This is a genomic window from Paenibacillus sp. EKM206P (assembly GCF_011066155.1).
Taxonomy (GTDB): domain Bacteria; phylum Bacillota; class Bacilli; order Paenibacillales; family Paenibacillaceae; genus Paenibacillus; species Paenibacillus polymyxa_D.
Map to the genome: position 1 here is coordinate 88,003 of NZ_JAAMNQ010000010.1, position 25,073 is coordinate 113,075.

Sequence of the window (25,073 nt, forward strand, 5' to 3'; positions counted from 1 at the left end):
TTGTTATCGCTTACAAGATAATTTACTATTAAGGGATGAGATCTTGATACGTGAACATTTGAGCATCCAGAAAATCTTTGATTTGAAAAAGTGGGAGCAGTTGCAGGATTCATTAGCATCCGTTACCCAATTAGCCATTCTCACCGTCGATTATAAAGGGAATCCTGTAACTAGCCACAGTCAATGCCAATCGTTTTGCAAGAAGGTTCGCCAGGATGAAAATCTCCTCCCCTATTGCCAAAAATGTGACTCTCGCGGTGGACTTGAAGCGGTACGTTCCAACAAACCTTATATTTATCTCTGTCATTATGACATCGTCGACATCGCGGTACCGATCATTATCGACGATAAGTACATTGGCGCCGTCATGGCAGGTCAGGTCCGTTTAGCCGATCCTTCGAGTGCCTTACAGCTGGAGCAAATCCTCACGTCAAAAAATGAAAAACTGTACAGTTCCAAATGGGAGGAACTTAAGAACGACTACGCCGATCTGCCCTCCATGACCTATCAGGAAATTCAGACGATCTCCAACATGTTATCCTTATTGTGTAATTATATTGTAGAAGAAGCCATGAACAAAAATCTTCTCGCGGAAATGTTCGAGAAGGCGTCGGCCACACATTCCACTCCGCAGTTGTCCGAGATCCTTCCTGGCTACTCGCTGGAGCATATCGAAAACCTTAAGAAAGAAATGAATAATTTCTTAGCAGATGCCTATCTGAATTCCTCAGAAGATGTGGATATTCCGTGCGGAAATCCCGTACTCAAATCCGCCTTCGAATATATCTTTGAGCACAAGGGTGAAACTTTTTCTTTGAAAGCCATGGCTGACTTGTGCCACATTAGCCCAAGCTATTTTAGTCGGCTGTTTGCCAAGGAAACGGGTGAGAACTTTTCCAGCTATCTTTCCCGCTTGAAGATTAGATGGGCGAAGCAGTTGCTCGAAGCTACAGATATTCCTGTATCTCAGATCAGTAGCGAGCTCGGCTTTAATGAGCCGGGGTATTTTATCAAAATATTCAAAAAGTATGAAGGCACAACGCCCGCGGTGTACCGAAAGTATTACAAGGGATAAAACAAACGAAAAACAGATGATTCACGGGTCTAACGTCACCATGATCATCTGTTCATAATTTTCTGCCCAAGCTACATGTTCGTGTGTACTTATCAGGCTGCCTCAGATTGTGTTTTGCGCTCAATCATCAACCCTATTTATCAGCAATTTTATAGAGTGTTTTTTTATCTTTACTGTAGTGTTTCTGACTGATCCTGGGCGTTCGTTTCATTGTGCATAGATTCCGATTTTTTCTTGCGAAATAATTTGGCGAAAAACTTGCCTATTACACCAAACATACCTGCACAAGCAGCACCAATAAGTAGGATAACCTTAATTCCCGCGCCCTTAAAAAAAGCAATGAGTAATGCCAACAAGCCTACTTTTTTAGCTACTGCCAAGCCTGCTCCTCCCAAAATCAATCCGGTCAGGCCGTATTCGGATATTTTGTCCGTTGAAGCATTAAAATCCTCGTACCGCTCACCTGATTTGACTGTCAGCTTGGGTAATATATTCTCATTCAAAAACTTCTTATCTACGTCCAAATGCGCAGGATCGGACACTAATATTGCAGAAATATAACCCTGACGAGTGAGCAAACGAACATTATAATTGATCAGCTTTTCCTTGTTCCCATCCTCCGCCAACATAGACCAGGTTAGATTATGGGTCGCTTCATTATAAAAAGGCTCGACATCCCAGCCCGTAACATACAAGCGATCACTTTCCGCTTTTTCCTTGTTACTCTCTTCCGTCCCCTTTTTATAACTATCTAGAATGGCATCTGCATCGATATCTTCTTTTTCATCATCCTTAATGTGTCCAAGTTCATCGTATTCAAAAACAACTTCCCAATTTTGATTTTCATCTTTCGGAAATATACTCCCAATCTCCTTACCAGATGGCTTATCATGATTCATCTCGCTTGCCTTTGCTGTGTTAGCTGCATCCAAGAAAAGAAGAGATGAGTCCAGTTCAACCGTAGCCATTTTTCCCAGATCTACCTTTCGGCCACCCTCAATCCATTTTAATTGTTCATTGGATGAGGCCCACGCATTACCCCCACTGAGTAACACCAGACTAAGCGCCAACAGCGCTCCAAAAATCGTTTGGCCCCATTTCATTTTGTTACTACATCTGTTATCTAGTCTCTTGTTCAAAACTCATTACCCCTTTATAAATTCCAATATCTCCCGTGTACCCAACCATATTAGCCACTGCTTCATATTTTGTCAATTCACAGTAGCAAAGGGAGTTTCCGAGACTTAATACTCATTTTTATACATATGTATGCAAATATTCTAATCTAATCGAACTGAATTAATAAAATGTGAATGAACGATTAGAAATACTCATAAAGGACAAGCACAATTGCGCAATAGCACTACTTCTCCGTTCCAGTTTCCTACTTATGAATTCCTAAACGGGGCTTATTCCTTGATGCGACAACCCCATTGACTTCTAGCTTAATTTCGAACAATCCATCTAGCATAAAAAATGTCGAATTTCATCAGATTAAGGAATGCATAATTCATCTAACAAGAGACTTTAGTCTTAGTGACTTTTCACCTGTTTTTAGACATATGTCAACTTTTTTATTTAAAAGAATGTATAGGCTTTCATAGGGTTGATTGATTAGAAATAAGCTAATTATTGAGTAGCCTTCTAAGAGTTCACTGCTTGTTTTGGAGACTAGGGACTATTCACCAATATTTTATAGTGTCACCATAGCGCACAACTGGTTATTCTCTACGAGAAAAAAACTTATTCCTCTCATGTTCGAGTGAAATAAGTTTTTTAAGATAAATTATAATTTTGGGGCCAATTAATTGTGTGAATTCTTTTTACAATCTGTTATTCTCGCTCTTTTAATTAGCTATTAATATCTTTATTTACATGCATTTAATCTATTAACTTCAACAATATCATTTACGTTGTATTCATCAAACTTTTCAAGAAGAGCACCAAAACCTTTTGATAGTTGAAATTCCATTTCTTCCTGATATATTGGACAAACAACTAAAAATTGTATTGTTTTATCTTTACTTAACATTAACGAGCTAAATCCTTCATCTTCACGAATAGGAGGTAATAATAGCATACAAGTGAAATTATTGTCATTTGCAATTGGTTCTGGAGGATCCCCATTAGGTATAGTGTCTCCATAACAAAACCATGTGTTTCTTTCATGCGGGAACTTGCCAAGTTTTCTTAGCCAACCAAATGGCCAATAATCTTTAAAATCTTTAATATCCTCTTTAGCCACAGGCCATGATGCCGGAAGATACATGATAAGTTCTGTATATTCCCAATCTTTATTATCTTCTGAAACTTGTGCAGGTAATAAGCTCATTCCTGACGTTATAATAGTATGAAAGTCTCTTTGGTCGTTTGCTCGAAAAATGATTAAGTTTATATTTAGACTTTCTGAAACGGTCTCTATATTTATTAAATCTGGCTCACCAATGTATTTCTTATAATGTTCTAATAATTGATTATTTATATCCAATATTATCACTTCCTCTTATAAGCAATCTCTTTGTATTGAAGTCCTCCCATAGGCTGTTAGAATACCAATAGGCTTCCTTGAGGCCACTTCCCTTTCCAACCACAAGGTATATGTCCTGAATTATATATTTCCAACAATTCTGTATGAAAGCCTGGTTTTACATACGTGCTATAGGCATATTCCATCATTGCAGTAAGCAAATCCCACTCAACGCTCTCATATATACAATTGTTTAATTTATTTCTTTCTATAAAAGTAGAAATATTTTTAAGGACTCCATCCTTAAGTAATAATTTAGCCTCCATAGTAATATTATTCCACTGTCTGTATTCTTCTCGCCAATTCTCATGTAGAGTCGAAGTTAGTTGATTTCTTATTTGGAGTCTAACATTATCCCAAGTAGAATTAACTTTTTTTTCAACATCAACCCAGTTACGTACTTGCGTAACATTAACATTGAGTGTAGCATTAATAGCATCCCCACAGTTACTGAAAAAGTCAATTTTAGATATTGTATTATCGTAAAAATCCTTTACTTCGTTCATTTTCTTCCCCTCAGTTTAGTTTTATTTTTTGAAATAAATATTTATATATAGAATTTATTTGTCCTGGTATTTTTGGTATTGGATCATCATCTTGTAAACCATATTTTAACCGTTGGCTTCTAGCTTTCTCCACTACATCTAAGGTTTGTTTTTCGGTTAATCCGGCCTTTCTCAACGATTTATATAATGCTACGTTATATTCAGCATTTGTAGGAATTAAACCTTTTTTATCCCCTTTTCTATATCTATTAAAAAATTCTTCCATAGTTTTATGTGCCATAAAATGTGGTGAACCAACATCCTTAAATGCATTGCCCTCTAATTCGATAGTATATCCTTCATCTGACGGGATTACCTGTTTGCCATTCCCATCTTTTTTAAATGCAGCATCTTGATTAAGGTGATGCTTTTGCTTCCCAGATTTATCATATTTCCACTCACCATACTTCTTAACAGTTACTTTTTCTTTACTTCCTACTGTTCCCTCAACCTTTTTCGCCGCGCTCTCTTCCATTTCCTTCATGACCTTGTTGTAATTCTTCTGCACATCCGTCTGTGGAAGTGGTCCGCTGTCCATCTTATTAACGTGCGGAACTGGCGCTCCGTTGGCTGTGGCCAACTTCCCGGGGCTGAGGCCGTCTGCCATTTTACTCAGTTGCTCATTGAACTTCTGACCCAGTTTACTGCCGGACTGCTCCAGCTTGGTTACAGCTTTGCCAAAGCCTGCTCCGACTGCATCTACACCTTTGCTAATCCATTGCGGTGTAACCTTGCTGCCTACTTTTTCAGCGAATCCGCCAATGGCCTTGCCTACTTTGGAATCCAGTACGCCTACGGTGACAAAACCCAATCCCGCGTCCTTTGCTACTGAGCCCCAGTTGATCTTTTCACCACTCAGCACCTGACTCGCTAGATTTTCCGCGGCATTTGTGACACCGCCGATCGCTGCTTTCCTCAGTAAGGTTCCCCCTACACCGAGAGGGCCAAAGATTGCTCCAGATACCGCCCCGATTCCCGCTTCCTTCAAGCCGGTCAGGGCATAGTCGCTGAAGTCGCTCACTTCCCCTCGGGCGATATCTGATGCGGCCAAGCTTGCTACACCCAAGCCACCCGCCAGCAGCGCTCCTCCGGCTACCGCTGCAATGACCACCGTACCCGCTCCAAGCGTCGCTACCGTAATGGCTGCTACCACGGCTACGGCTGCCACAACTGCCAAACCGCCCAAAATATTCATCCCCAGCTTGCCCCAGTTAAACGGTTCAGGGGGTGGCGGCGGTGGAGGTGGCTCGCCTTCCTTCGGTTCATCATCAAACGGCGGGTATGCAGTTCGGTCGCTACCGTCCGCCCAGACGTTTCCTCCCAACACGTGGTATTCGTTTTCTACCGAAAGCCCCGTGCTTCCTCCCGTTTGATACGCCATGACCTGGCTGGTTCCATCAATAATGATTTTCTTCGGCGTATTCAGAATGATTTCTTGCTCTGCTTCTAACGATAACTTCTTGGGACTAGTTAATTCAATCCCAGTAGCATCGTCCAGACTCATCTGCAATGTCCCACCCGGATCACCCATGATATGGATGCGACCCGGTGCCATTTTCAGTTCACTTCCATGCTCCGTTCCAAAATATCGATCATTAGGATTACTCGTTTTCGCGCAACCGTCTCCATTTGTACGAACCGCACCCAAAATCATTGCTCTGGAACCAGACGCATCTGGAAAGTACAGGCTTGCCTGTGTTCCCACCTTCGGCATACTGTACATCGCACTTCCCGTTGGGGGAGCGAACGGATACCAATGCGGCTCGGATACCCCATCATCCTTATCAATCGCCAGCCGCAGCTTCACTTCCTCTCCCCGTACCGCAATGACCTCTCCTTCCAGAGAAATTCCGATTGTTTTGGGATTGGGGATGAAATCACTGCGAATGCCCTCTGCGCGGGCCAACACATAACTGAATAGCAAATGCCCCTTTTCCATGCGGCTTCGCAATTCAGTTACAATCATTATTTTCTGGCGAAATTGCACCTCGTCTCCAAGAGCATACCGTTCTCCGCTTTCAATCTCGTATTTGAAAAAGTCGGTATCATGTAGCCCGGCTGACTTTCCGCCTGCCCGCTGATAGCCCTTTAAATCCTTACTTGCCGTATATGGCGTATCCTTCCGAATTGTTCGCTGGGTGCCAGCAGGCATGCCGAAATACAGCTTCGGCGATGCGGACTCCCATATGTCGCTGACCACCACTGTATGTAAACGGCTCGCCATCCGTTTCATAAACTCCCAGTCGGTTTCATCATACTGTAAAATGGCTTCGCCTACCGACTGCTCTCCGGTCTGGTACAAGACATCACTTCGCTCATATCCTTGAGCAAGCTTATTCACTAACTGTTTATATGTTTGTTTTTCCTCAGGAAAAGACCGCTTTCTTTTGACAATATCCAGCTCAAATGAGCCACTGATTCCTTCCAGTGTAAGTGTATACACTCCATTATGGTTCTCAACTTCTACCGTATGGACGACACCCTTAAACAAGCTGACTTCCTCTTGTCCATTCTGCGCATACACATGTAGCTGATCCTCTGAGGTCGCATTCAGCGCAGCCGTGGCATGACTCGACTCCTTACAAATGCCTGTGAGTGTAATACGCCCATGCTCACCCGGCTTCCACTCGATCTGAACATCCTTTAAGACCTGAATGGGGTAAGGGGAATCTATTCGAATCTGATCATATCCTATCATGTTTTCAAACCTCCCTTCCAGCTACTCCTCCTGCTGGCCATTCGTATGAAATTCGATAAATCCATGATATAAACAAGTCTGAAATGAAGAGGTCGTCAAGGCTGGCTGGCCTTCCACCTTTGTCGGTTCTTTTGTGTTTTTCCACTTATCCGTCAGCATTGGTAGGCATGGCTTCCCTGAGATTGTGGAGCCATCTTCGGCGATCAGATATATAGTCTCGGCACTCGGCTGTTCTGGACTGGTACAAATTCCAAAATGAGGGACATTCTCAGGAGAATAATCTCCTTCATTCATCATGGGTTTACCGTTAACATAAGCCCCGTGGCTGTTCGGCAAATTGATCTTTCGAGGATGCGTCCCGCAAGTGCAACGCATACAAGCCCCCCGTACGACATAATACTCATTGTCTGACATGTGCCCTTTCCCTCCCTATTTCACCTGAATTTGCTCCAAAGCGATCCCGGTATAATCACGCCGCAATATACTTTCCGCAATGTCCAAACGGACGATGATCATCGGGGTAGCACTCTCCTGGATTCTAAATATCTTGTGGCCCCGAATAGCATCTGCACGTAATACCAGCTTTCTAAGCACACTTTGATCTAAATTCCATTCGCTTTCTGGATGTACTGCTGCAAGCCGCTCCACAAAAGGAATATAGTAATTCTTCTGTATCCTCTGTTCGATCTGAGTAAGTATCGTTAATTTCATAGGCATCTCCGGCACATAGGCCTGGACAAGGCGTTTTAAAGCATCTGAAATGAGTGGGATGGGACCTTCTAGATAATCAATAAAAATACTTTCTGCATCTGCCTTCACGTGAAACATCAATGGCTTGACAATATCCTCCGGCTGCAAATCATACAGCTTCCACGGATCAATCGTTTCCATCACCTTTTGTAGCGCAGGAACATGGGTATACCGCACATCCTGTTTTAAGAGGAAATAATCCATGAAGATTCCTCCTTTCGTGTCTCAGCTCCCTCACTACGCGTAAAACGGCACAATATTTCGCTATCATCTCGATACTCTCCAGCAAATATCGTGCATACATTTGCTTTTGGCATCCTTTCTAACGAAGGGGAAGCTATAAAAACTGGCATCTGGCTTTTCAAGAACTCTACAGTGAGCAGATGGTATTTGACCGCCTCAATTTGTTGAATTTGTTCAATATCCATCGTCGAGATCTTACGGGCATAATCTGATTTAAGCTTTTCCAGCTTAGTCATACGATTGAACAGAGGCTCGAAAACAAAGTCTGCCGACCATTCCACAGCGCATTCAGTCTCATCCAGAAACCAATTTTCATCATAGGCATCTAGACGATAAACCGCTTTATTTTTCGCAACACGAGTTCTGAGCAAGGAGATATAAATATATCGAATATCCCCCTTACGACCTTGCTCGTGCTGAAGGGTAGCGAGCTGGCATAGCGACTCTAGAGCTGCTATAAGCTCGTCTTCAATGGCTTGCTGGCGCGTCAGAAAGTTGTTTTCAATAAGAGCCAAATCATGTATCCATTCCGTAAATACGTGCTTTTCCAGCAAATCCTGCAACGCAGCATCCCGATCCATGAGCTTCATTCAATGTTCACCTTACTCCCGGTTAATCTCACATCGTCCATGATGTCGAGTTTGGCTCCGGATTGAATAAAACTTACGCCTTCTTTCCCCTCCATAATAATTTTCGCTCCCCCTGTAATTTGGATATCTTCCTGAGCAGACAGGGTTATTTTTTTGTTACTATTAATTTCGATCCCGCCTTCATCCGTGAGACGCATGAGCATTTGCCCACTGTTGATAATTTCTACTGCACCAGGCTTGAAAACGACTTGTTTGCCGTATTTGGTGCTGATACTTTTAACCGCAGGATCACTTCTTTTAACAGGATCAGAGGAGGCAAGATCGACAGAACTGGCGGCAAAAGCATGCTGCTCCCGTTCATCCGGAAAGTACAGACGAATTTGATCACCTGCTTCCGGCATAACATACCAACCGCTGCCATCAGGAGAAGAATAAACCGTAGAATAGGGAAACCACATAGCCCCGGATGCAGTCGAGCCTTGATCAATTTCCAGCTTGATTTTTACTTTTTCTTTGGAAATATCAATTACCTTGCCAAACAGAGAGGCTCCTGAAAGATTATAGGCATAGACGGTTGGGCATTTTAACCCATGTGCATCCCGTAAAATGTAACGATTAACGATCAGATTTCCTTCCGTGGTCGTCTCCGCCCTAGCTATGTAAAGCGTTCTTCTATGAAAAATGACGGAACTGCCCAGCTCTAGCACTTTGTTGCTGGTCACTTCATAACTCAAGCTGTTAGACTCACCGTATTCCGGCAGTCCGTTACGGGACATGAGCTTGTGCTCCTTCAAGTCTTTTTTTATGGAATAGTTATGTTCGTTCAGCGGTTGAGGGGCACTAGAATGGGGGATACCAATCACATATTTCAATCCTTGTTGCATCGTAATTGGAATTAAAGCAGCATGCAGCCGAGAAGCAATTCTTTTGACAAAAGCCCAGTCCGTTTCATTGTATTGCACTAACAATTCACCGATAGCTGCGCCATGAGAAGCCTCGTCAATCACTTCTGCATCAGTATATGAACTTGTAACATGCGAAAATAGATTGTTATATGATTCCGCTGTTTTTTGGAATGAACGACGTTTGGGGCGAATGTCCATTATTAAGGTTTCACTGCTAGCCTCAATCGTAAGCTCGCGTACTCCGTTTACAGCTTTTACAGCAATATTCGTGACGATTCCCTGAAAAAGCCGGATCTCCTTGCCTTCACTTTTTAAGAAGACTTCGATGTGCTCATCTTCATCTGCTTTTTCTACGTATTGATCCAGCTTGTCCTCCGAAACAATTCCACGTATGCAGAAGCTCACATGTTCGTTTAACTGTTTAATGAGATGGATACTTAATACACGTTGAAACTGATAAGGGGCCACCTGAACATCTGCTGTGGTGTAAATGGGGTTACTCATTCATATCCCTCCTTTTCTGCCTCGTCAACCGTTTGAATGGTGCGTATCATCTGTAGGGCGACATCCCGCCATTCAGCATACTGCTTATACGGACAACAAAATGTTCCCATGACCGTCTTTCCTTCCAGCTCAAAGTAGAACATATTGTGGTAGATGGGCTGGTCCAGCGCAGGACTTTTAAAGTCAAAATAGCCAATCTGCTTACCATGTACCTCTTCTATTTTTTCTTCATAAAATACATGGGCAGGATTCATATTTTTCATCATTGCCTTCATGCCAGAAGTGAGCTGTTCCACCCATTCATCTTGTAGCGTCTGGTCCACCCGATTCAGGGTAACATCCACACTGCCCAAATCATTCGTCAAAATCATTTCTGGACGTTGCTCATGAGGATATTTAATCTTTTGCAAATGCTTGGGCATTGGAGTAAAGATAGAGGGGACATGCATTTTCAGCCGATCCTTAAAGAAAGACCGCTCTTCAAACACATAGGATTGACCGTCAATGATTATGGGTCCTGCTAAAATATTGTTAGGCCTCTTCAGCTTCTCCATCTCACGGAGCTGATCCAAAATCTTTTCATCCTCATATTTCATAATGCACACTCCTCTACCTGATTTTCTAATCCACAATCATCCGTCCGGCTCCGCCGCCCTGCCAACGGCCTGCTGTTCGTTTTCCACGTCCGGCGCCTTCTAGAATAAGAACTAGCTGTCTATGCAACTGAGCATGAGAATAATCTCTGTATTCCGCACCATTTCGGTTTGCGATGTAATGCTGAATGGACTCCCTGTCTACGGCTTCTGAGTTCAGGCATATGAGGGCAAACATACAATCCATCGGATCGGATGCACCACTTTTAAGCAGCTCGGATGCGAAGTAGCGCATCGTCTCCGGGCGCAATGTACTCTGCTTCAAACCCGCAAAAGGAGCATGGATATCACTCCATGTATTGAATTCCGTTGCCATGTCGGCAAAATCCTGATAATCCGAGCGAAGCACGGCTCCCTCTTTGAGCTTGAATCGGCCCAGCTCCATCTCATCCAGACCGATTTCTGCCTCATCCTCCAGCACGATATCTGCATGATGGGCTGTGAAATCCGGGCGATCTGTTTGTTCCAAAAAGAGCAGCTTCAACACCGACAGCCGCCCTGTGGCCGCATACGGCACTTCCTGCTCCTGCTCCAGCAGATACAATCTACCCTTGTGCTTCACGATGCCTCTACCAATGGTTAGCGTGTACTCCCCGACAGTTACGTTCATTCCTGTAATGATGCCATCCGAATAATCCTGATACCGGATATCGAGAAAGCTGCGGGGGTAGTCCCGCAGGTTCTCTAGCATCTCGGTTTTGAGAATACGGCCTTTCTCGAACTTCGGCACGATATGGGTTAACATGTGGTTTCCTCCTCTCCGTGCCGATTTCGGCACAAGTGTCGCCCGGCACCTCAGTAATGACATTGCGTAGCAACGTTATGCGCCAGCCGGGTCGCTCTGCGACGTCATTACTGCTCTTCTTTATTCAAGGGAACGGACAACCGATTCACACCGGGTGCAGGAGCCGGGACAGGCATCTCTGTCAGCGATGGATTTTGCTTAATATACTCAGAGTAGTCCAGCCAATTTTTGTTCACCACATAGGTACGAGCGATTTTGTCATGCAGCGCCTGCTTTTTTTCAGTGAAAGCTGCCATGATATAGCCTACAAATATAGTGACTAAGCTAATGATTTTACCCCAGTAGCGGGCGTTGGCCCGTCCGAAAGATATTTTTTCATTATTTTCATCCGCAACGACAATCCCCGCAGCCAGCTTGCCGACCGTTCCTCTGCATTTTGATGATTCCATGATGGTGTGGTAAAGCCAATCCAATAAAAGAGGGCCAAAAATAATAATAGCTCCCAAAATTCTCACCGACACATCGTCTAAGTGTGAAACAAACTCCGAAAAATTCGGCATTTTTACGAACGCAGAGACAAACCCTATCGTCACAAACGGCAACGTATCAATCAAACGAATAGTCACAAATAAAATAGTATAATCTAGCAAATGGGCTAAAAATCTTTTCCAAAAACCAGCGTACATCCTACTGCTCCTCCTGTTTAAAGCCTGCTGTTCATCAGAATCTTTGAATCTGTGTGCCAACCTAAATGTTACATTCCAGCTCCGCGCCCAGCCTGCTCACGAAGGATATAATTCAGCTCGCGTTTGTCCACAACGTAGGTACGGGCAATCAGATCGTGGAGAGCCTGTTTTCTCGCCGTAAAGGCTGCCATAATAAAGCCGGCGAACAAAATGATGACTGATAGAAGCTTACTCCAGTAGCGGGCACTAGCACGTCCAAAGCTGAGCTTGTGATTAAACTCATCTACTACAACGATGCCGAGAGCCAGCTTGCCCACCGTGGCTTTGCATTTCGATGATTCCATAAGCGCATAATATAGCCATATAGCTCCCCAATTCAGCAAGGTCTGTCCTATTACTTTCATGGTAACAATAGAAGACGATCCGTCTGGGAGCAAAGAGCTTTCTGCCGGAGACGGTACCCAATCCCCTAAGGTCCGAATTACCAACCAGATCAACCCAAATATTAAAAATACAAACCATAAAATAAGGCTATCGATGATATAAGCCAAAGTTCGTTTCCAAAAACCTGCATACAGCACGTTATCCCCTCCAAGTGTTGTGTACTTTTCTAATTTCAGCATTTTGCGAAATCCTTAATTTACTATTTCGTGCCGTCAAAGAAATCCAGCTCGGAGAGATCATTTTCGAAGGCAAAAAAGCGTTTGGGACCCAGATGCAGCAATTCATCTCGGCGAGTAATCGGGACTACATAAAAGCCCCAGCGGCTATCCCCGACAAAAACAAAATATTTCGTTTCCCCATTACGGATGGAGTCCGTATCATCCTGCGGGATATCCCGCCCGTACAGCACGGCAATTTCCTCATACGGCATGGGTTCAAAAGCTTCTGGCCGACTACGGTACACATGGCGCTGACGCAGCTTGCCGTCGTCGGCCGTCAGGAAGAACTCCACCTCAGCCGCATGAGACGGCCGGGAAATAGAACCGCGTACCCGGTTGCTTTCCAAACTCGCAATCAGCTCCTTTTCGCGCCCCGTATGCGTCCATGCGCTAACCGTGTACGGTATAGCCGGAATATGATTGGTAATGACAGGCTCAATCGTGCCCATTTTTTTAGCGTTCAGATAACGGATAGCCCCGCGCAGACAGGCCATTTTCAACTCAGGTACCCGGCTGAGGTCCTCTGCCTTTTGACGAAACTCAATACTGCGCCCCGGTACAAATTCCTTGAGTGCTTCGCGAAATACGTCAATCCGGCAGGATTGCCCGGTTAGCTTGATAATCGAATAATCCTGCAAGCGTCCCTCCAGATAAAACTCATCCAGAAACTTGCGCACAATATTGTAGATGTCCGCCTTAAGAAGCTGCTGTATTTCCCGAATGTTAAACACCACATCAGGCAAACCATATTCATCACGAAACCGTCCGTTCTCGATGACTGAAACCAGCCAACGGTCCATCACTGCAATGTTCAGGTCGCTTTCAGCAGATAATACCTGCTCGGATTCGAAGCGGCTGCGCAAGATCCCCGTACGTAGAAAAAATTCCTTTTTCATATTTTCTGCCGCGCTCCACAACAGATGAAAATTACTCAGTACCCGCTGATATTCATCCCGTGTAGCATGCTCATACTGTTTGAACGCGGTAGGCAAGATGGCCTCTGCCTCTCGGTAGCGCTCCTCCAGTCCCGCATATACAGCATCTACACCAAACTCATCCACATGACGGTACAAATCTCCCGAAGGAATGCCGATCAGGGCATCAATATCGGTGTCAGGCAAACGCGTCTCGGCAGCATAATAACCTGCAAATACAATTTTCATAAACTGCATAATCCGATACGTCAGATTGTTGCCGCCAAAATTGGTATCCCCGTTTTCATATGTTGTGTGAATGTCCAGCTTATAAGCAATACGCCCGTTCTCAATTCGGAATCGGCAGGAAGACAAATCTGTCGTGCCTCCACCACAATCAATGACAAGTGCCTGATATTCTTCACCATCCGCAAAGGTCCCTCGTTCCATCTGGTCTGCCAGCGTGTTGTACAACACAGCCAACCCTTCGTCCAGCGCATCCTCCGCTTCAATCCGGTAATCAGGCAAAATATCGCTAAACATCTCTATAAACTGGGGCTGTAGCTTGACCGGAGCAGAAAAGTGCAGGTTGCGGAACCGACACTTAAATTGCTGCTCGGCTGTAGCAATCACATAACGGATAAAAGCAGCTAAAATATCATTGCGGGAAGCAGTTGCTGTATTCCCCTCGGAATCCATTAATTCCTCGATTCGCTTATAATCGTTGACCCACCGCTTGATCCCCCGCAATACTGTTGCACGGCTGCCTGCCACGTCAGATCCACGTAGTGCATCCTCCCCAAATACATAAAGGATATGTTCCGGATTGGAGCAGTCTGCGACGCGAATAGCAGTCGGCAATACTTCGATCCAGTCACCCTCTGCCCCTTGTGGGCCGGGGAATGACACATAGTTGATGGCGTTCAGCCTTACCGTGCTGCTCATACCTGTATCAGGAGCCGTAACGTAGGAACTATCTAAATAAGCACCTGCTGTGGTGTTCGAGGTGCCAAAATCAATCGCAAGCACCGCATCTGTTGTTTCCGTGCCCCGAATGATCAGCTCTGCCACAGGAACCCGGTGGCCTTGAAGCTTCAGCGGCAGCATGGGCTTATCTCCATAGTAGAGGTTATAAAAATATTCTGATTCCTGTCTTCGCAGAAACAGCAGGCTATAACTATGATTGGACGTCTCTCGCAGTTCAGCATCACGATGACGAGAAAGATAATATACGCCTGTTCGTGCCTCATCCTTCACCAAATTCAAAACACCGCACAGTTCTCCTGTTGCATTCACCAGCAGCACATTAGATGAGCTCAGCCAAGGCAAATCGGATTCAATCCGGTAGTTGTCCATGCGACCTGTGCGTACACCCTGATACAGCGTGATTTTGGCGGGAACCCGGATACCGCTGCTCTCCTGCCGACGGTCGTTCCAGTTTCGCTGTAGTGCCGATTCCATGCGTTCAAAGCCGCCAGGATTCGGCCTTGTGATGAGTAAATGCTCTTCCGCGCTCCGAAATCGCAAAATCACGCGAATCAACTCTTCACGTGCTAGGCGATTGGCAAAGCCCTCGACCAGTCGTTCCTTATCGCATATTCCGCGTAACTGAAAGGTCGTCATTTGCTCCAATTCCGCCCGCGTGTATTTCGCCGTGAAGCGTATGCTTTTTCGATCGGTGAGCGGGTCTAGCAACCTGTATGTATAGGGTCCGTTCATCGTTCACATGTCCTTTCTTAGCCATTTAGCCTTAATAGAGGGCGATAGCGTCTATTTTCATCGTAGGATCTTCCTCCAAAATGCCGAAATGACTTGTCCAATACAATTCCGTCGTAAAACGTGCCGGAAGAAACAAATCCAGAATCAAATCCACTTTAATCCGTGACAATGGTGTCTCCTCTTGGCCGATATAGATGAGCAGTTCGTCTTTTTCCTCACAATTGGTGTAAATGATTGAGCGATGAAAGACGCGCCGCATCGTTTCTTTTAGCAAATGTACGGCTTCTCCCGTCTCATACAGGCGCAGCAATCCTTCAGCAATCGCGTCCTGATTCTCACGGTTTAATTGTCCAAAGCCTTCCTTTACCTTCGGGCCAAAAATGCCCTCTGCAATATCACGCTGAACAAACCGGATATGGTACTCCCGCCGATTCATCCCTTGATACAAGTCCATTTCCGCCAGGAAATGCATCATAATATCAAATAGCGATTCTCTCAGCTCTAGATACTCTTCAGCATCCGGTGGAAACAGATCCCGAAAAATAGAATAAAAGCGGTAGTACGGATTGATTTCCACTACCTGCTCCAAATGGGAAGTATTCAACTCTGCCAGACTAAGCTCCATATACGGAGAGTAGCTGACAGCGGGTACGAAGCGGAATTTATCTACATCCAGCCCCTGTTCCCTCGCGCGCATGAGCAAATCCCAGACGTAATTCACACCCATTCTCCTTCACACTTGTACTCCGGAAAATACATCTGCACTTCTGATACTAGAAAGCTCATTAAATCGGATAAAATATAAGCAGGCGCAGTGGGCAAAACATCGTCAGAACCACGTCTGAACCCCAAACGCATGATCTGCTTGCCTTCCTCTGTCCGTACGTTATCGCTGACAAACGGATTTAACGGATACGTCTGGGTTTTGGTTAAAAGGTTGCTTACATCATTTCTCCCTGCACCTCCCCAGATGTCTACACGTTCCAGCTCAAGCCCCTGCGCTGCTTCAAACGAGTTTACGATGCGCATGATTTCCGCTTTGGCACGGACAATCACGGCCTGTTTTCCTGCATAGCGGCCCAAAAAGCTGTCCTGTCGCCGATTGGACAATAACGGATAAGTCTGACGACTAAGTCTCGTTGTAACAGGCTTCGTAACCTTCAACACATTCCATTCGCCAGACTTATCACGTGGTGTGACAATCGTCAGTTCCTCTTCTGTACGCTTGATATACCGGATATCGCCTTCAGTCCCGTCAATCAAGTAACCATGCTCAGGACCTGTTTTTCGCAAAGGTAGCACATGCTCATAATTCACACGATCCATAGCGGGTATAGGAAAGCCGCTGTTCTTTAGAGATAGCCTTTCAATGTTCCAAAGCGGAAAAACGTCACCCTTCTTAAAACCGTCGAATTCCTCCAATGAAATTGTAATTTCATGAATTTCTTCATGGGCGGCCGGCTCGCCGTTTCCACCAATCAATACACAGTCCACAAACTTATAAGCGTACGGGTGATTAATTGTTTTCCACGGCATGCCATTTTGCATAAACGTGTGATATAACTGCTCAATCTCTAAAATATAAGAACGGTTATGCTCCAGACGAAAACGAATCGGATAATTGCCGGTTTCCGTGACCAACATTCCTGAGAAAATTCGTTTGCTTCGCACCAGTGCTGAGATTCGTTCGGTCTCCATCTCAAGGAAAAGCGTAAACAGCGGCATCGATCCGCCTTCGCGTACCACCTCTGCCACATGGCTGATGTCAATCTGCTTTTCCTCCGTATCAGACGGTAACACAGGGTATAAAAATTCATGAATCGGGTCATAGTCCTCACGCGATGTCAATGACACGTACACATCAATCTTTTCTTCCGTATTCTCAATTTCCTCAAATACCCGCCGTTCTAGCTGGCGGGTCATTTCTTCCTGATATTCGACGAGGTTCATAAATACCCCCGCCATCATATTTTTCAGTAAACGTCTCTGCTCCAAATCGTCCATCTTGCTCAAACGGTCCTGTACCAACTCTTTCACGACGTCTCACTCCTTTCGGCTCCAGCTTCATTGAACATGAAAACTTAACTTCCATTCGCAGCAGCCCGATCTTGGTTCTCTGAATCAGACGCTCCTTCTGCTTTAGAAGCGGAATCAGCAGTTCCTTGTTCTTTGCTGGTGCCCGCCTTGGCCGAAGAGGCATTTCCATCGCCCGTACCGCTATTTTTTGCCGCTGAAGAGACTTCCTTCTTCGCGGGTGTAGTTCCCGCTGAAGCCGTTGGCGTAGCCTTCGTTTGCGATTCTGCAGCAGGGGTTGCAGCGACGGAAGCTGAAGCATTACTCGCTGCGTCCCCTGCGTCCGTGTCGTTCAACGCTCCGTCAGACAATCCCAATCCAGCAGGAAGCTGACCGTTTTTCTGCTGCTCAGCGCTCTGCTTTTCCTCCGCCTTGGCTATGCTCCGCTCCAATGCCAGAACACTTTCGAGCTTATCGATCTCCTGATAAATTTCCTGTGCCCCGCTATAGGCATCAATGGCTCCTTCATAATCGAGATCCTTCATCATTCGATCTCCTTTAGCCTGAAGCTTGCCAGCTTGAATCTCCTTGAGCTGCTGCTGAATAGCAGTCAATTTATCGTTGGCCTCGGTAATTTTCTTCTCCAGTTCTTTTTGCGCAGACGTATAACCGGATTCCATCGCAGCCTTATTTGCTTTTTTGTACAGCTTGAGTGCATTCGTGTAATCGCCGCCCTGAAATTTCATATCTCCGTCCTTCATCCAGCTCGCCGTCTCAGCATAGCTGTCCAGTTGGTCGATTTTATGCTCAATATCCTTCACATTGAAAGGCGGGTACAGACCAGCGCTTTTCCGTGCTTTCTCGTAGCTGGCTTCAGCTTTGGTAAAGTCCGCCTTTTCCACATAGCCGTCTCCGTCCACCAGTAATTGAGATAGTTTCTGCTCGGCTGTATATAGTCGCTTATGAATCTTATCGTTAATTTTAACCGCCGCGTTTTTCGCTTCACTGTAGGACTTGAGTGCCTTCGCATAATCTCCTGCCCTGGCGTAATCATCCGCGGCCTGTGCCGATTCGACCATCGTTTCCAGCGCAGCCGCCTTGTTCGCTGCCATACGTGCCAGTGTAATCCATGCTCCCCCGCCCACGATTACAAAGGCGAGCAACGCAATCAAAATCCGTTTGATCAGCTTACGGCGGTTTTTAGGCTTTTCCTGAAAAACTTTATTTACATAAATGGCCGCAGCCGTGTAATTGTTCACCGTCCGGTGCTGTTTGCTTAGCAGAACCTCTTCCAATGTGTCCGTCAGCATGACCGGATCCTTCGCTTCCTCTAGCGCCCCCAGCATTTCCGCCAGCTCAACGTCCTCCCACATCCCGGATGTGGCGAGCAGGATTACATCTCCATCTGCAAGCTGGGTCTTTTTGGCGTAATGGGCATGAACTCCATTCGGATTTCCCAAGTATTCCAGCAGATTACCTCGTTCCTCATGTGTGCTGGTCGCTTCGTCTGGAATGCGTCCATCATCTGCCAATGACTGAGCCAGACTATGATCCTTGCTGCGAAAATTAAGCCTTCCATTGCGAAAATGATATAGCCGCACATTACCGCACGAAACGTACACCATTTTGTTGTAGTTGGTCACTACCATCAGCAGACTGGCTTTGAGCCGAACACGACGGCTTTCAAATTGCAGCCATTCCTGCGCTTCACGCAGATCTCTCATCAAGCGCCGCTTGGACATGGAAGGCTTCTCCATGAAGTTTTCCAGCACCGTTTTGACAACCATTTCTGCGCTGCGCAGCTCCTGATCCGAATCCAGACCGTCTGCGAGGACATAACAGGCCATGTCGTCCGTCTCCATGAATGCAAAATAGTCCCGGTTGTCTATGTAAGAGCCCGCTTCCGACACAAAGGCGGTACTAAAATCGCTGTTGTCCTTGCGCATCGCTACCCCCGTCTTTCTTGTTTCATCCTATCGCCAAAATAAGTACTGTTGCATTATCCTGACTTTTAAAGCCTTTATCATTAATGGCGTCGATCATGGCATCCGCTGTTTCCTGCGGTGTTCCACCCTTGCGCATAATCTCTTCCAATTCAATCTCCGTCAGCGCCTCCTGAATGCCATCGCTGCACAACAGCACATGATCGCCCGAATACAGACGAATCGGTGCACTCCCCAGTTCCATGCTCTCAAAGCCCTCATAGCCCAAGTAGTTGACCAGTTGATTGCGCACTGGACTCGTTTTGGCTTCCTCCGAGGTCATTTGTCCAGCAAGCACTCGTTCCTCCAGCAGTGTTTCTGCTGTATGCTTGGAATTGACTGTTTGGAAATGACCATTACGGTAAATCGTAATCAGGCTGTCACCCACCGCTCCGTAATGCAGCTGATATCCGCACACAATGACCGCAGCCAGCGTCGTTCCTCCACCCTGTCCATTCAAATTTTGCAAAATGCCGCGATTGCTTTGAGTTGCCGCTTCTGCAAAATAGCCGTTCAAATTCGTTGCATCTTCCAGCTTGGCAAATGCCTTTGTAAAAGTCGTCACAGCCAAGGTACTGGACATACGTCCATTGTCCAGTCCACTAATACCGTCTGCGACAACAGCCAGCGTACCGACAGGTGTCGTCATACTGGAGAAATAATCATCCTGCTCGCTCCGGCTCCCGATCGTTTGACCATTTCCGATTTCAATTCCACTTACGGTACGGCTGCCGGAACTTCGCGTCAGTCGTATACGGATCATGAGAAGAACAGCGAATAGTACCGCAGCTCCACTTACAACAAAATAAGGCTGCATATCGTTACCTCCCTGCACCATTGCCCAATTCCATCCTAGTTTTCGTTATCCCACTCAAAATGGGCGCCACACAGCGGGATAAAGATAAATTTGCTGTGTCCCAGCTGAATCACGTCATAGGCAGCCAGCTCTGCTGGTGAATATACCGCCTCGTTATTGTGGTACGCCAAACCCGATGAATCGCCTGGCAGCAAGTAAAAGTTGCGTTTCTTCGGATCATACACAATAACCGCATGATTTCTGCGAGAAATCGTGTTGTCCCCGATAATGCGGACATGCATTTCCTCTGCGCGCCCGATAAAGTTCTTCTCCGCCATAATGCGATAGTCCTGACCCACCTGTGCTCCTTCGATGCATACCAGCCATCCAGTTACCGGATGAATCCCCACCGTCTCACCCAAATACGGCATTGTTTTGTCATTATCTCCCGCGACGTTTGTTTTCGCTGCTGGCTCCGCGCTCTTGGGTGCAGCTATATTTACTACCGTGTTGCAATAAGGACACGTATTTCCGTGCTTTCGTGTACTGAACATGTGTCCGTTCGGGCATCTTGTCAAACTCATAGTCGGTTCCTTCCCCCATTGTCATGATTGTCTTTTCAGCGATCTGAGGATTTTGCAGCATCCTCATCTATTTAACGAGCACCCTTGTATTGGCAATATATAACAAGTCACCTGAGTAAATCCGGTATGGCTCACCGCTTTCCAATTTCTTGGTTACACTTTCGTTGGCAGACCGCAAACCTGTACCATTACCGGAATCCACATCTTCCACAAACCAGTCGCTGTTCACCCGGTTGAGTACCGCATGTTCCACACTTACCAGGGAGGCATAATCTGTACCTGCCAAATCAATATCCGCCTCCGAACGTGACGTCGTTTTGCCGATTAAGAGCGACGTTTCGCCTTCGATATACCATTCTTTAATGGACTCGCCCTCTTCATCAATCAACACCAGCTTGGCAATCCGCTGACGTTGTGCCCTTGACTTGGCCACAGGTACAACGGACACCAGATTGCGCAGTATGTATACAAGCACGCCGATTCCAATACCTGTCGCGACCACGGTTTTCAAACCGCTGTAGCCTGTACGATTAAACACATAAAAGGCGATCGCCAGCATCAGCCCGAACATGGCAACATCTATGATGAAAACCCATCTGTTCTGCGCCGTTTTCACTGCTTGCTTCCCCCATTTCTATCCTGAAATCATCATTTTTTACGAATACCAAAAAATTGGTTAAACATCGCTGAGGTATCCGTCGGATCACCGGATTTTTTCGTTTTTTTCCCTGGTGAGCCTTCCTTCGTTTTCGGATGAAAACCAAAAAATTGCTCAAAATCAGTTCCTATATCAGCCGGATTGAATCCTTTGGCTGCCGTACGCGCACCGCCGGAAGATGAAGCCCCTCTCCCTCTCTCTTGCTGTTTCCCGCCAGCTCCCTCGGTTTTTCGGATGAGCTCGGCATCGTATGCCTGCCGCAATGCTTCGTCACGCAATGTATTGTAAGCCTCGTGAATCAGCTTAAACTTGCGCGTTGCTTCCTCGCTTCCCTGGTTGGTATCAGGATGATACTTTTTGGCCAGTTTACGGTAAGCCTGCTTAATCTCTGCCTCCGAAGCATCCCGGCTGACACCGAGCAGCTCATAGTAGTTAGTCATTGTGTGATGTTCCCCTCTCCGAAAAAAATAAATATTAAGAGACCCGTAGGCCTCTTAATATTTATCCACCCTGCACTTGTGTGCCGGGTGAGTGTGTGTTTAAGCTGCACTTAACGTGAAGACGTTAAGCTTAAACCGGATATCCGCCGTCGATTGTAGCCAGCTCGGTTTTGTCTTTCTTTTGTTTGATGTAGAGTGTAAATGCACCTACACCTTCTGTGTCGCCGAAATGCTCGTTGTAGTCTACAACGAAAGCATTCGGGAAGTGGATTTTACGCACAACTTGATCAGCTGCGATAACTTCCAATGTTACTTTACGGTAGCTGTCTGCTTTTTCAGCAGGAACCAGAGACCACAAAGCCAGTTTCAGCGTGTCATCCGCGCTGTCACCGTCTACGGCTGTGATGATTTTGCCGCTGATGCGCAGCGTGGAGCCTACGTCAGTGGAGCGTGCATTGGAATCGTCCGGTGTATCGGTGTCATAAATAACCGTTTGGATGTTATCCAAGCCCAGCTCAATTGTTTCTTGTCCTTCTACTTTCAATCTGAATCCCATGTGTGTTGCCTCCTTGAAATTAGGTAATATGATGGCGGAAGAAGCAGAGCTTCTTCGCGATTTATGTATAAAGGCGGTTCTAGAAAGAAACGCCTCTAACATCTTTCGTAGGACTCGGATCATGATTTGACCGAGCTGGTTCCTTTAGTGATCATGACTTCCAGGTTCTTCACATTACCATTGAAGACCAGGTCGATATGGCACATATTGCTTTTCTCATCAATAATGAAGCTCATATCGTCTCCGTCCTGAATGATCGAGTTAACAGATCCTCTGCTGCTCAGCCACTTGCTCTTCTGACTGCTCGGATTGTTACTGAAGAAACGGACGATATTCTCGTGTTTGAAGTCCCCTGTCTGGTAGCGCAAAATACGTTCAATATACGTGCTGACCAGCGTCTTGTAGATGGAGTCAAAACCGTCCTCGGACATCGCCATGCTTCTCGCCTTGTAGACGGTAATCCGGCGGATATCCTTATCCTGGATCTGTGCATTCTCCGACGAAAATACAAAGCCGAAGTTTTTACGGTTGATGGCATCCTTGATCGTGTTGGTGAAACCGGTGATCTCCTTGGCCATCGTCGTCACCGTGCGCAGACTGTTGTCTCCTGCTTCGATGTCGAAGCGTACGCCAGGGAAGTTCTTATTGACCGTTTTGAACGTCTCACGCAGGTATTCAGGACACTGATAGGAAGCAACCAAGCCGGCGGCAACGTAGGCTGCACCTACATAAACGCCCTCGATCCACAGCTTGAGAATATCCTCTTTCTCCTTAGAGAGCTGTACACCATCTTCGGTCTGTAGCATTTTGCTGTCGATAATGACACCCGATTTGTCCTTCGGAATAATCGTAAAGTTCGGTACACAAGGAATTGCAAATTCGCTATATTCTCTGCGAACGAGACTGGCGCATTTATCGACATATTTATCGATGCCTGCTGTTGCCATACTGTTGAAAGTCGTTTCTTCACCGGATTCAAAATTAAAGAACATTTGAATTTTGTAATCCTTCACGACTTGCAGCAACATCGAGAGCGATTCCATAGAATTTCCGCCCTGCTTAACGACCTTCTCGTTGCCCTTGAAGCGTTCACGTGAAACCTTTACCTTACCGGCTGCTTCCAGCTCGACGGATGGAACGATACCGAACCAGATCGTGTCGCTGAATTCATTCTTAGCATTCACAGTGTTCAGGTACGTTTCCAGGCGCGGAATATTGCTACTTTTTACCAGCATGTCCAGCTTGTTGTTCGCCACCAGCATTGTCGGCAGCATGCCTTTGCTCTTCGTTGCATATTGATCGAAGAACATTTTGACACCGAGAATTTTTTCCACAAGCGGCTTAACCGCCTTTACGAAATCGTCCTTGGCATTTTTATAGAACTCCAGATACGTGTTGTAGTTCTGAACCTCAACTGCTGTATCCACCTTGGTCTGAACAGCTGGCAGTGGCACAAACGTGCGAACTACCAAATCCTTCACATAATCAGAAGGCGTATCTGTGATAGAGTTATAATCTTCTTCGAATACTTGAGAGAGATCGCCAGTGCTGTTCTCATCCAACAACATCAGCTCAGTGCTGTCGCTCTTCGGCGCTTCAATAATTTTCAGTTCGCCGCTTTCCCCAATGGAGAGCATGCCCACCTGGATCAGTTCACCGGAGTTTTCCTCTTGCGCGCCACCGAGCAGAAGGCGGGTTTTGATGTCCTCAATTGCCAGTGGAAGCATAGCCATAACGTTGTTGTAGTTTTGACTCGCTTCCTCGAACATGCCATTCAGCTTGTCCCCCATGTCGAGTTTCTTCGGGTCACCATCATCCAGCTTGTCGTATTCACCGTACATATAGTGAATTTCTTTGCGGACTTGGCGAATATCATCCATGACCTTTTTCGGTGAAATCATATCCAGCAGATTTTCAAATTTGAAATCTACATTAGTGATTCCTTGACTCCGCTTGGTATCGATGAGCGTAAACAACATTTTCAGAAAGTCATTACTTTGATTTACACGAATTTCAGAAATGCTATCCTCATCAATTCCTTCTGGCTTTTTAAGGGTGTAGACGACTTTTTGATTGGCCGCGTTAAAAAACGAATACACGGTCGGCGAAAACTTATCCAAAAATTCGTCAAAGCTGCGCACCAGAAGGTGCTGATTAATTTCCTTGATCTTCTCATCGCTCAAGCTGTCAATACCCTTCACATCACCTACTATGGTGATCAGGTCCAGCTTTTCCGGGTTAATCTCTTCAAAAAGCATTGTCCGGTTGGTTTGATAAATGATTTCCATCGCTGTCGGCAAATGAATAAAGTATGAGTTATAGGTCCATTGCTCCATATACGGACACGGGATGTCCAATTTGAAACGGACGAATACTCATTTTTAGTTCTTTTGCCTCCTCCCCCCTACTTAACATTTAAATTCGTCAAAGGATTGAGCTTATACCACATTTACGGTACAGGCATGTAACCTCGAAAATCGGTCCGAAGCGTTATTCGGCTTTTAACGGCAAAGCATGCACATGAGATGTTTTTTCAAAATCAAAAGTCAGATAACACAGAAATTTCAAATTTATGATTTCGTATTCCTAACTTCAATCCCAATTTTTGCCGTTGATACGAGAGCTATCATACAAAGCACCCTTCAGTTTTGTCAATTTCTGTAGTCTCAGATTGAAATAGGGCATTTTGACTCATTTTATGCGTGAATACGTAATTTTCATGATATGTTAGACCTGTTTCTTCAGGGAAATATTCACAAATGGAACTTAATTACCGATAGAAGTCCATTGGATATTTCTGATAAGCGTAAAAGAATCAAATTCATGGC

Annotated in this window: 23 protein-coding genes; 1 reads left to right on the forward strand and 22 read right to left on the reverse strand. The window is 45.6% G+C overall.

Annotated features, from left to right (window positions below):
• Positions 1–43 precede the first annotated feature (43 nt).
• Positions 44–1,075 (forward strand): PocR ligand-binding domain-containing protein, encoded by a 1,032-nt coding sequence (locus G9G53_RS18990; protein ID WP_165149627.1) that lies wholly within the window; start codon positions 44–46, stop codon positions 1,073–1,075.
• 170 nt (positions 1,076–1,245) lie between these two features.
• On the opposite strand, the gene G9G53_RS18995 is transcribed toward G9G53_RS18990, so the two are convergent.
• The 22 genes from G9G53_RS18995 to G9G53_RS19100 form a co-directional block, all read right to left on the reverse strand.
• Complete coding sequence (locus G9G53_RS18995) at positions 1,246–2,178, reverse strand: DUF2167 domain-containing protein (protein ID WP_029515663.1); 933 nt, start codon at positions 2,176–2,178, stop codon at positions 1,246–1,248.
• A gap of 764 nt (positions 2,179–2,942) precedes the next feature.
• Positions 2,943–3,563, reverse strand: coding sequence for a suppressor of fused domain protein (locus G9G53_RS19000; RefSeq protein ID WP_051718019.1), 621 nt, complete (start codon positions 3,561–3,563; stop codon positions 2,943–2,945).
• 56 nt (positions 3,564–3,619) lie between these two features.
• Complete coding sequence (locus G9G53_RS19005) at positions 3,620–4,108, reverse strand: hypothetical protein (protein WP_029515665.1); 489 nt, start codon at positions 4,106–4,108, stop codon at positions 3,620–3,622.
• 10 nt (positions 4,109–4,118) lie between these two features.
• Positions 4,119–6,845 (reverse strand): contractile injection system protein, VgrG/Pvc8 family, encoded by a 2,727-nt coding sequence (locus G9G53_RS19010; protein ID WP_238437888.1) that lies wholly within the window; start codon positions 6,843–6,845, stop codon positions 4,119–4,121.
• 21 nt (positions 6,846–6,866) lie between these two features.
• Positions 6,867–7,259: a DUF4280 domain-containing protein gene (locus G9G53_RS19015; RefSeq protein WP_029515668.1), complete on the reverse strand. Its 393-nt coding sequence runs from the start codon at positions 7,257–7,259 to the stop codon at positions 6,867–6,869.
• A 15-nt stretch (positions 7,260–7,274) separates the two neighbouring features.
• Complete coding sequence (locus G9G53_RS19020) at positions 7,275–7,799, reverse strand: hypothetical protein (RefSeq protein WP_165149629.1); 525 nt, start codon at positions 7,797–7,799, stop codon at positions 7,275–7,277.
• Entirely contained in the window at positions 7,781–8,428 is a 648-nt protein-coding gene (locus G9G53_RS19025; RefSeq protein ID WP_029515670.1) for a hypothetical protein, read from the reverse strand. Before G9G53_RS19025 ends, G9G53_RS19020 begins: the two co-directional genes overlap by 19 nt.
• Positions 8,425–9,837: a phage tail protein gene (locus tag G9G53_RS19030; RefSeq protein WP_165149631.1), complete on the reverse strand. Its 1,413-nt coding sequence runs from the start codon at positions 9,835–9,837 to the stop codon at positions 8,425–8,427. Before G9G53_RS19030 ends, G9G53_RS19025 begins: the two co-directional genes overlap by 4 nt.
• The gene (locus G9G53_RS19035; protein ID WP_013311463.1) at positions 9,834–10,433 is read right to left on the reverse strand and encodes a hypothetical protein; all 600 of its coding nucleotides are present in this window, start codon (positions 10,431–10,433) and stop codon (positions 9,834–9,836) included. The genes G9G53_RS19030 and G9G53_RS19035 overlap by 4 nt, the downstream gene beginning before the upstream one ends.
• Before the next feature lie 25 nt (positions 10,434–10,458).
• Positions 10,459–11,235: a hypothetical protein gene (locus tag G9G53_RS19040; protein WP_029515673.1), complete on the reverse strand. Its 777-nt coding sequence runs from the start codon at positions 11,233–11,235 to the stop codon at positions 10,459–10,461.
• Positions 11,236–11,342: 107 nt separating this feature from the next.
• On the reverse strand, positions 11,343–11,921 hold the full coding sequence (locus tag G9G53_RS19045; protein WP_029515674.1) for an RDD family protein: 579 nt from the start codon (positions 11,919–11,921) through the stop codon (positions 11,343–11,345).
• 68 nt (positions 11,922–11,989) lie between these two features.
• The gene (locus G9G53_RS19050) at positions 11,990–12,502 is read right to left on the reverse strand and encodes an RDD family protein (RefSeq protein WP_165149679.1); all 513 of its coding nucleotides are present in this window, start codon (positions 12,500–12,502) and stop codon (positions 11,990–11,992) included.
• A gap of 62 nt (positions 12,503–12,564) precedes the next feature.
• Positions 12,565–15,216 carry a molecular chaperone gene (locus tag G9G53_RS19055; RefSeq protein ID WP_165149633.1) on the reverse strand — a complete coding sequence of 884 codons (2,652 nt, stop codon included), beginning with the start codon at positions 15,214–15,216 and terminating at the stop codon, positions 12,565–12,567.
• Between the two features lie 31 nt (positions 15,217–15,247).
• Positions 15,248–15,937 carry an iron-dependent peroxidase gene (locus G9G53_RS19060; RefSeq protein WP_165149635.1) on the reverse strand — a complete coding sequence of 230 codons (690 nt, stop codon included), beginning with the start codon at positions 15,935–15,937 and terminating at the stop codon, positions 15,248–15,250.
• The gene (locus tag G9G53_RS19065) at positions 15,934–17,253 is read right to left on the reverse strand and encodes a normocyte-binding protein (RefSeq protein WP_165149637.1); all 1,320 of its coding nucleotides are present in this window, start codon (positions 17,251–17,253) and stop codon (positions 15,934–15,936) included. Before G9G53_RS19065 ends, G9G53_RS19060 begins: the two co-directional genes overlap by 4 nt.
• Before the next feature lie 44 nt (positions 17,254–17,297).
• Complete coding sequence (locus G9G53_RS19070; RefSeq protein ID WP_165149639.1) at positions 17,298–19,175, reverse strand: serine/threonine protein phosphatase; 1,878 nt, start codon at positions 19,173–19,175, stop codon at positions 17,298–17,300.
• Between the two features lie 22 nt (positions 19,176–19,197).
• Positions 19,198–20,028 (reverse strand): PP2C family protein-serine/threonine phosphatase, encoded by an 831-nt coding sequence (locus G9G53_RS19075; protein WP_165149641.1) that lies wholly within the window; start codon positions 20,026–20,028, stop codon positions 19,198–19,200.
• A gap of 35 nt (positions 20,029–20,063) precedes the next feature.
• Positions 20,064–20,591: an FHA domain-containing protein gene (locus G9G53_RS19080; protein ID WP_028542470.1), complete on the reverse strand. Its 528-nt coding sequence runs from the start codon at positions 20,589–20,591 to the stop codon at positions 20,064–20,066.
• Between the two features lie 67 nt (positions 20,592–20,658).
• Positions 20,659–21,207, reverse strand: a complete 549-nt coding sequence (locus G9G53_RS19085) for an FHA domain-containing protein (protein WP_029515681.1) — start codon at positions 21,205–21,207, stop codon at positions 20,659–20,661.
• Positions 21,208–21,239: 32 nt separating this feature from the next.
• Positions 21,240–21,689, reverse strand: coding sequence for a J domain-containing protein (locus G9G53_RS19090; protein WP_029515682.1), 450 nt, complete (start codon positions 21,687–21,689; stop codon positions 21,240–21,242).
• A 130-nt stretch (positions 21,690–21,819) separates the two neighbouring features.
• Positions 21,820–22,245: a hypothetical protein gene (locus G9G53_RS19095; protein WP_013311475.1), complete on the reverse strand. Its 426-nt coding sequence runs from the start codon at positions 22,243–22,245 to the stop codon at positions 21,820–21,822.
• Positions 22,246–22,364: 119 nt separating this feature from the next.
• The gene (locus tag G9G53_RS19100) at positions 22,365–24,533 is read right to left on the reverse strand and encodes a hypothetical protein (protein ID WP_023989860.1); all 2,169 of its coding nucleotides are present in this window, start codon (positions 24,531–24,533) and stop codon (positions 22,365–22,367) included.
• Positions 24,534–25,073: the final 540 nt, after the last annotated feature.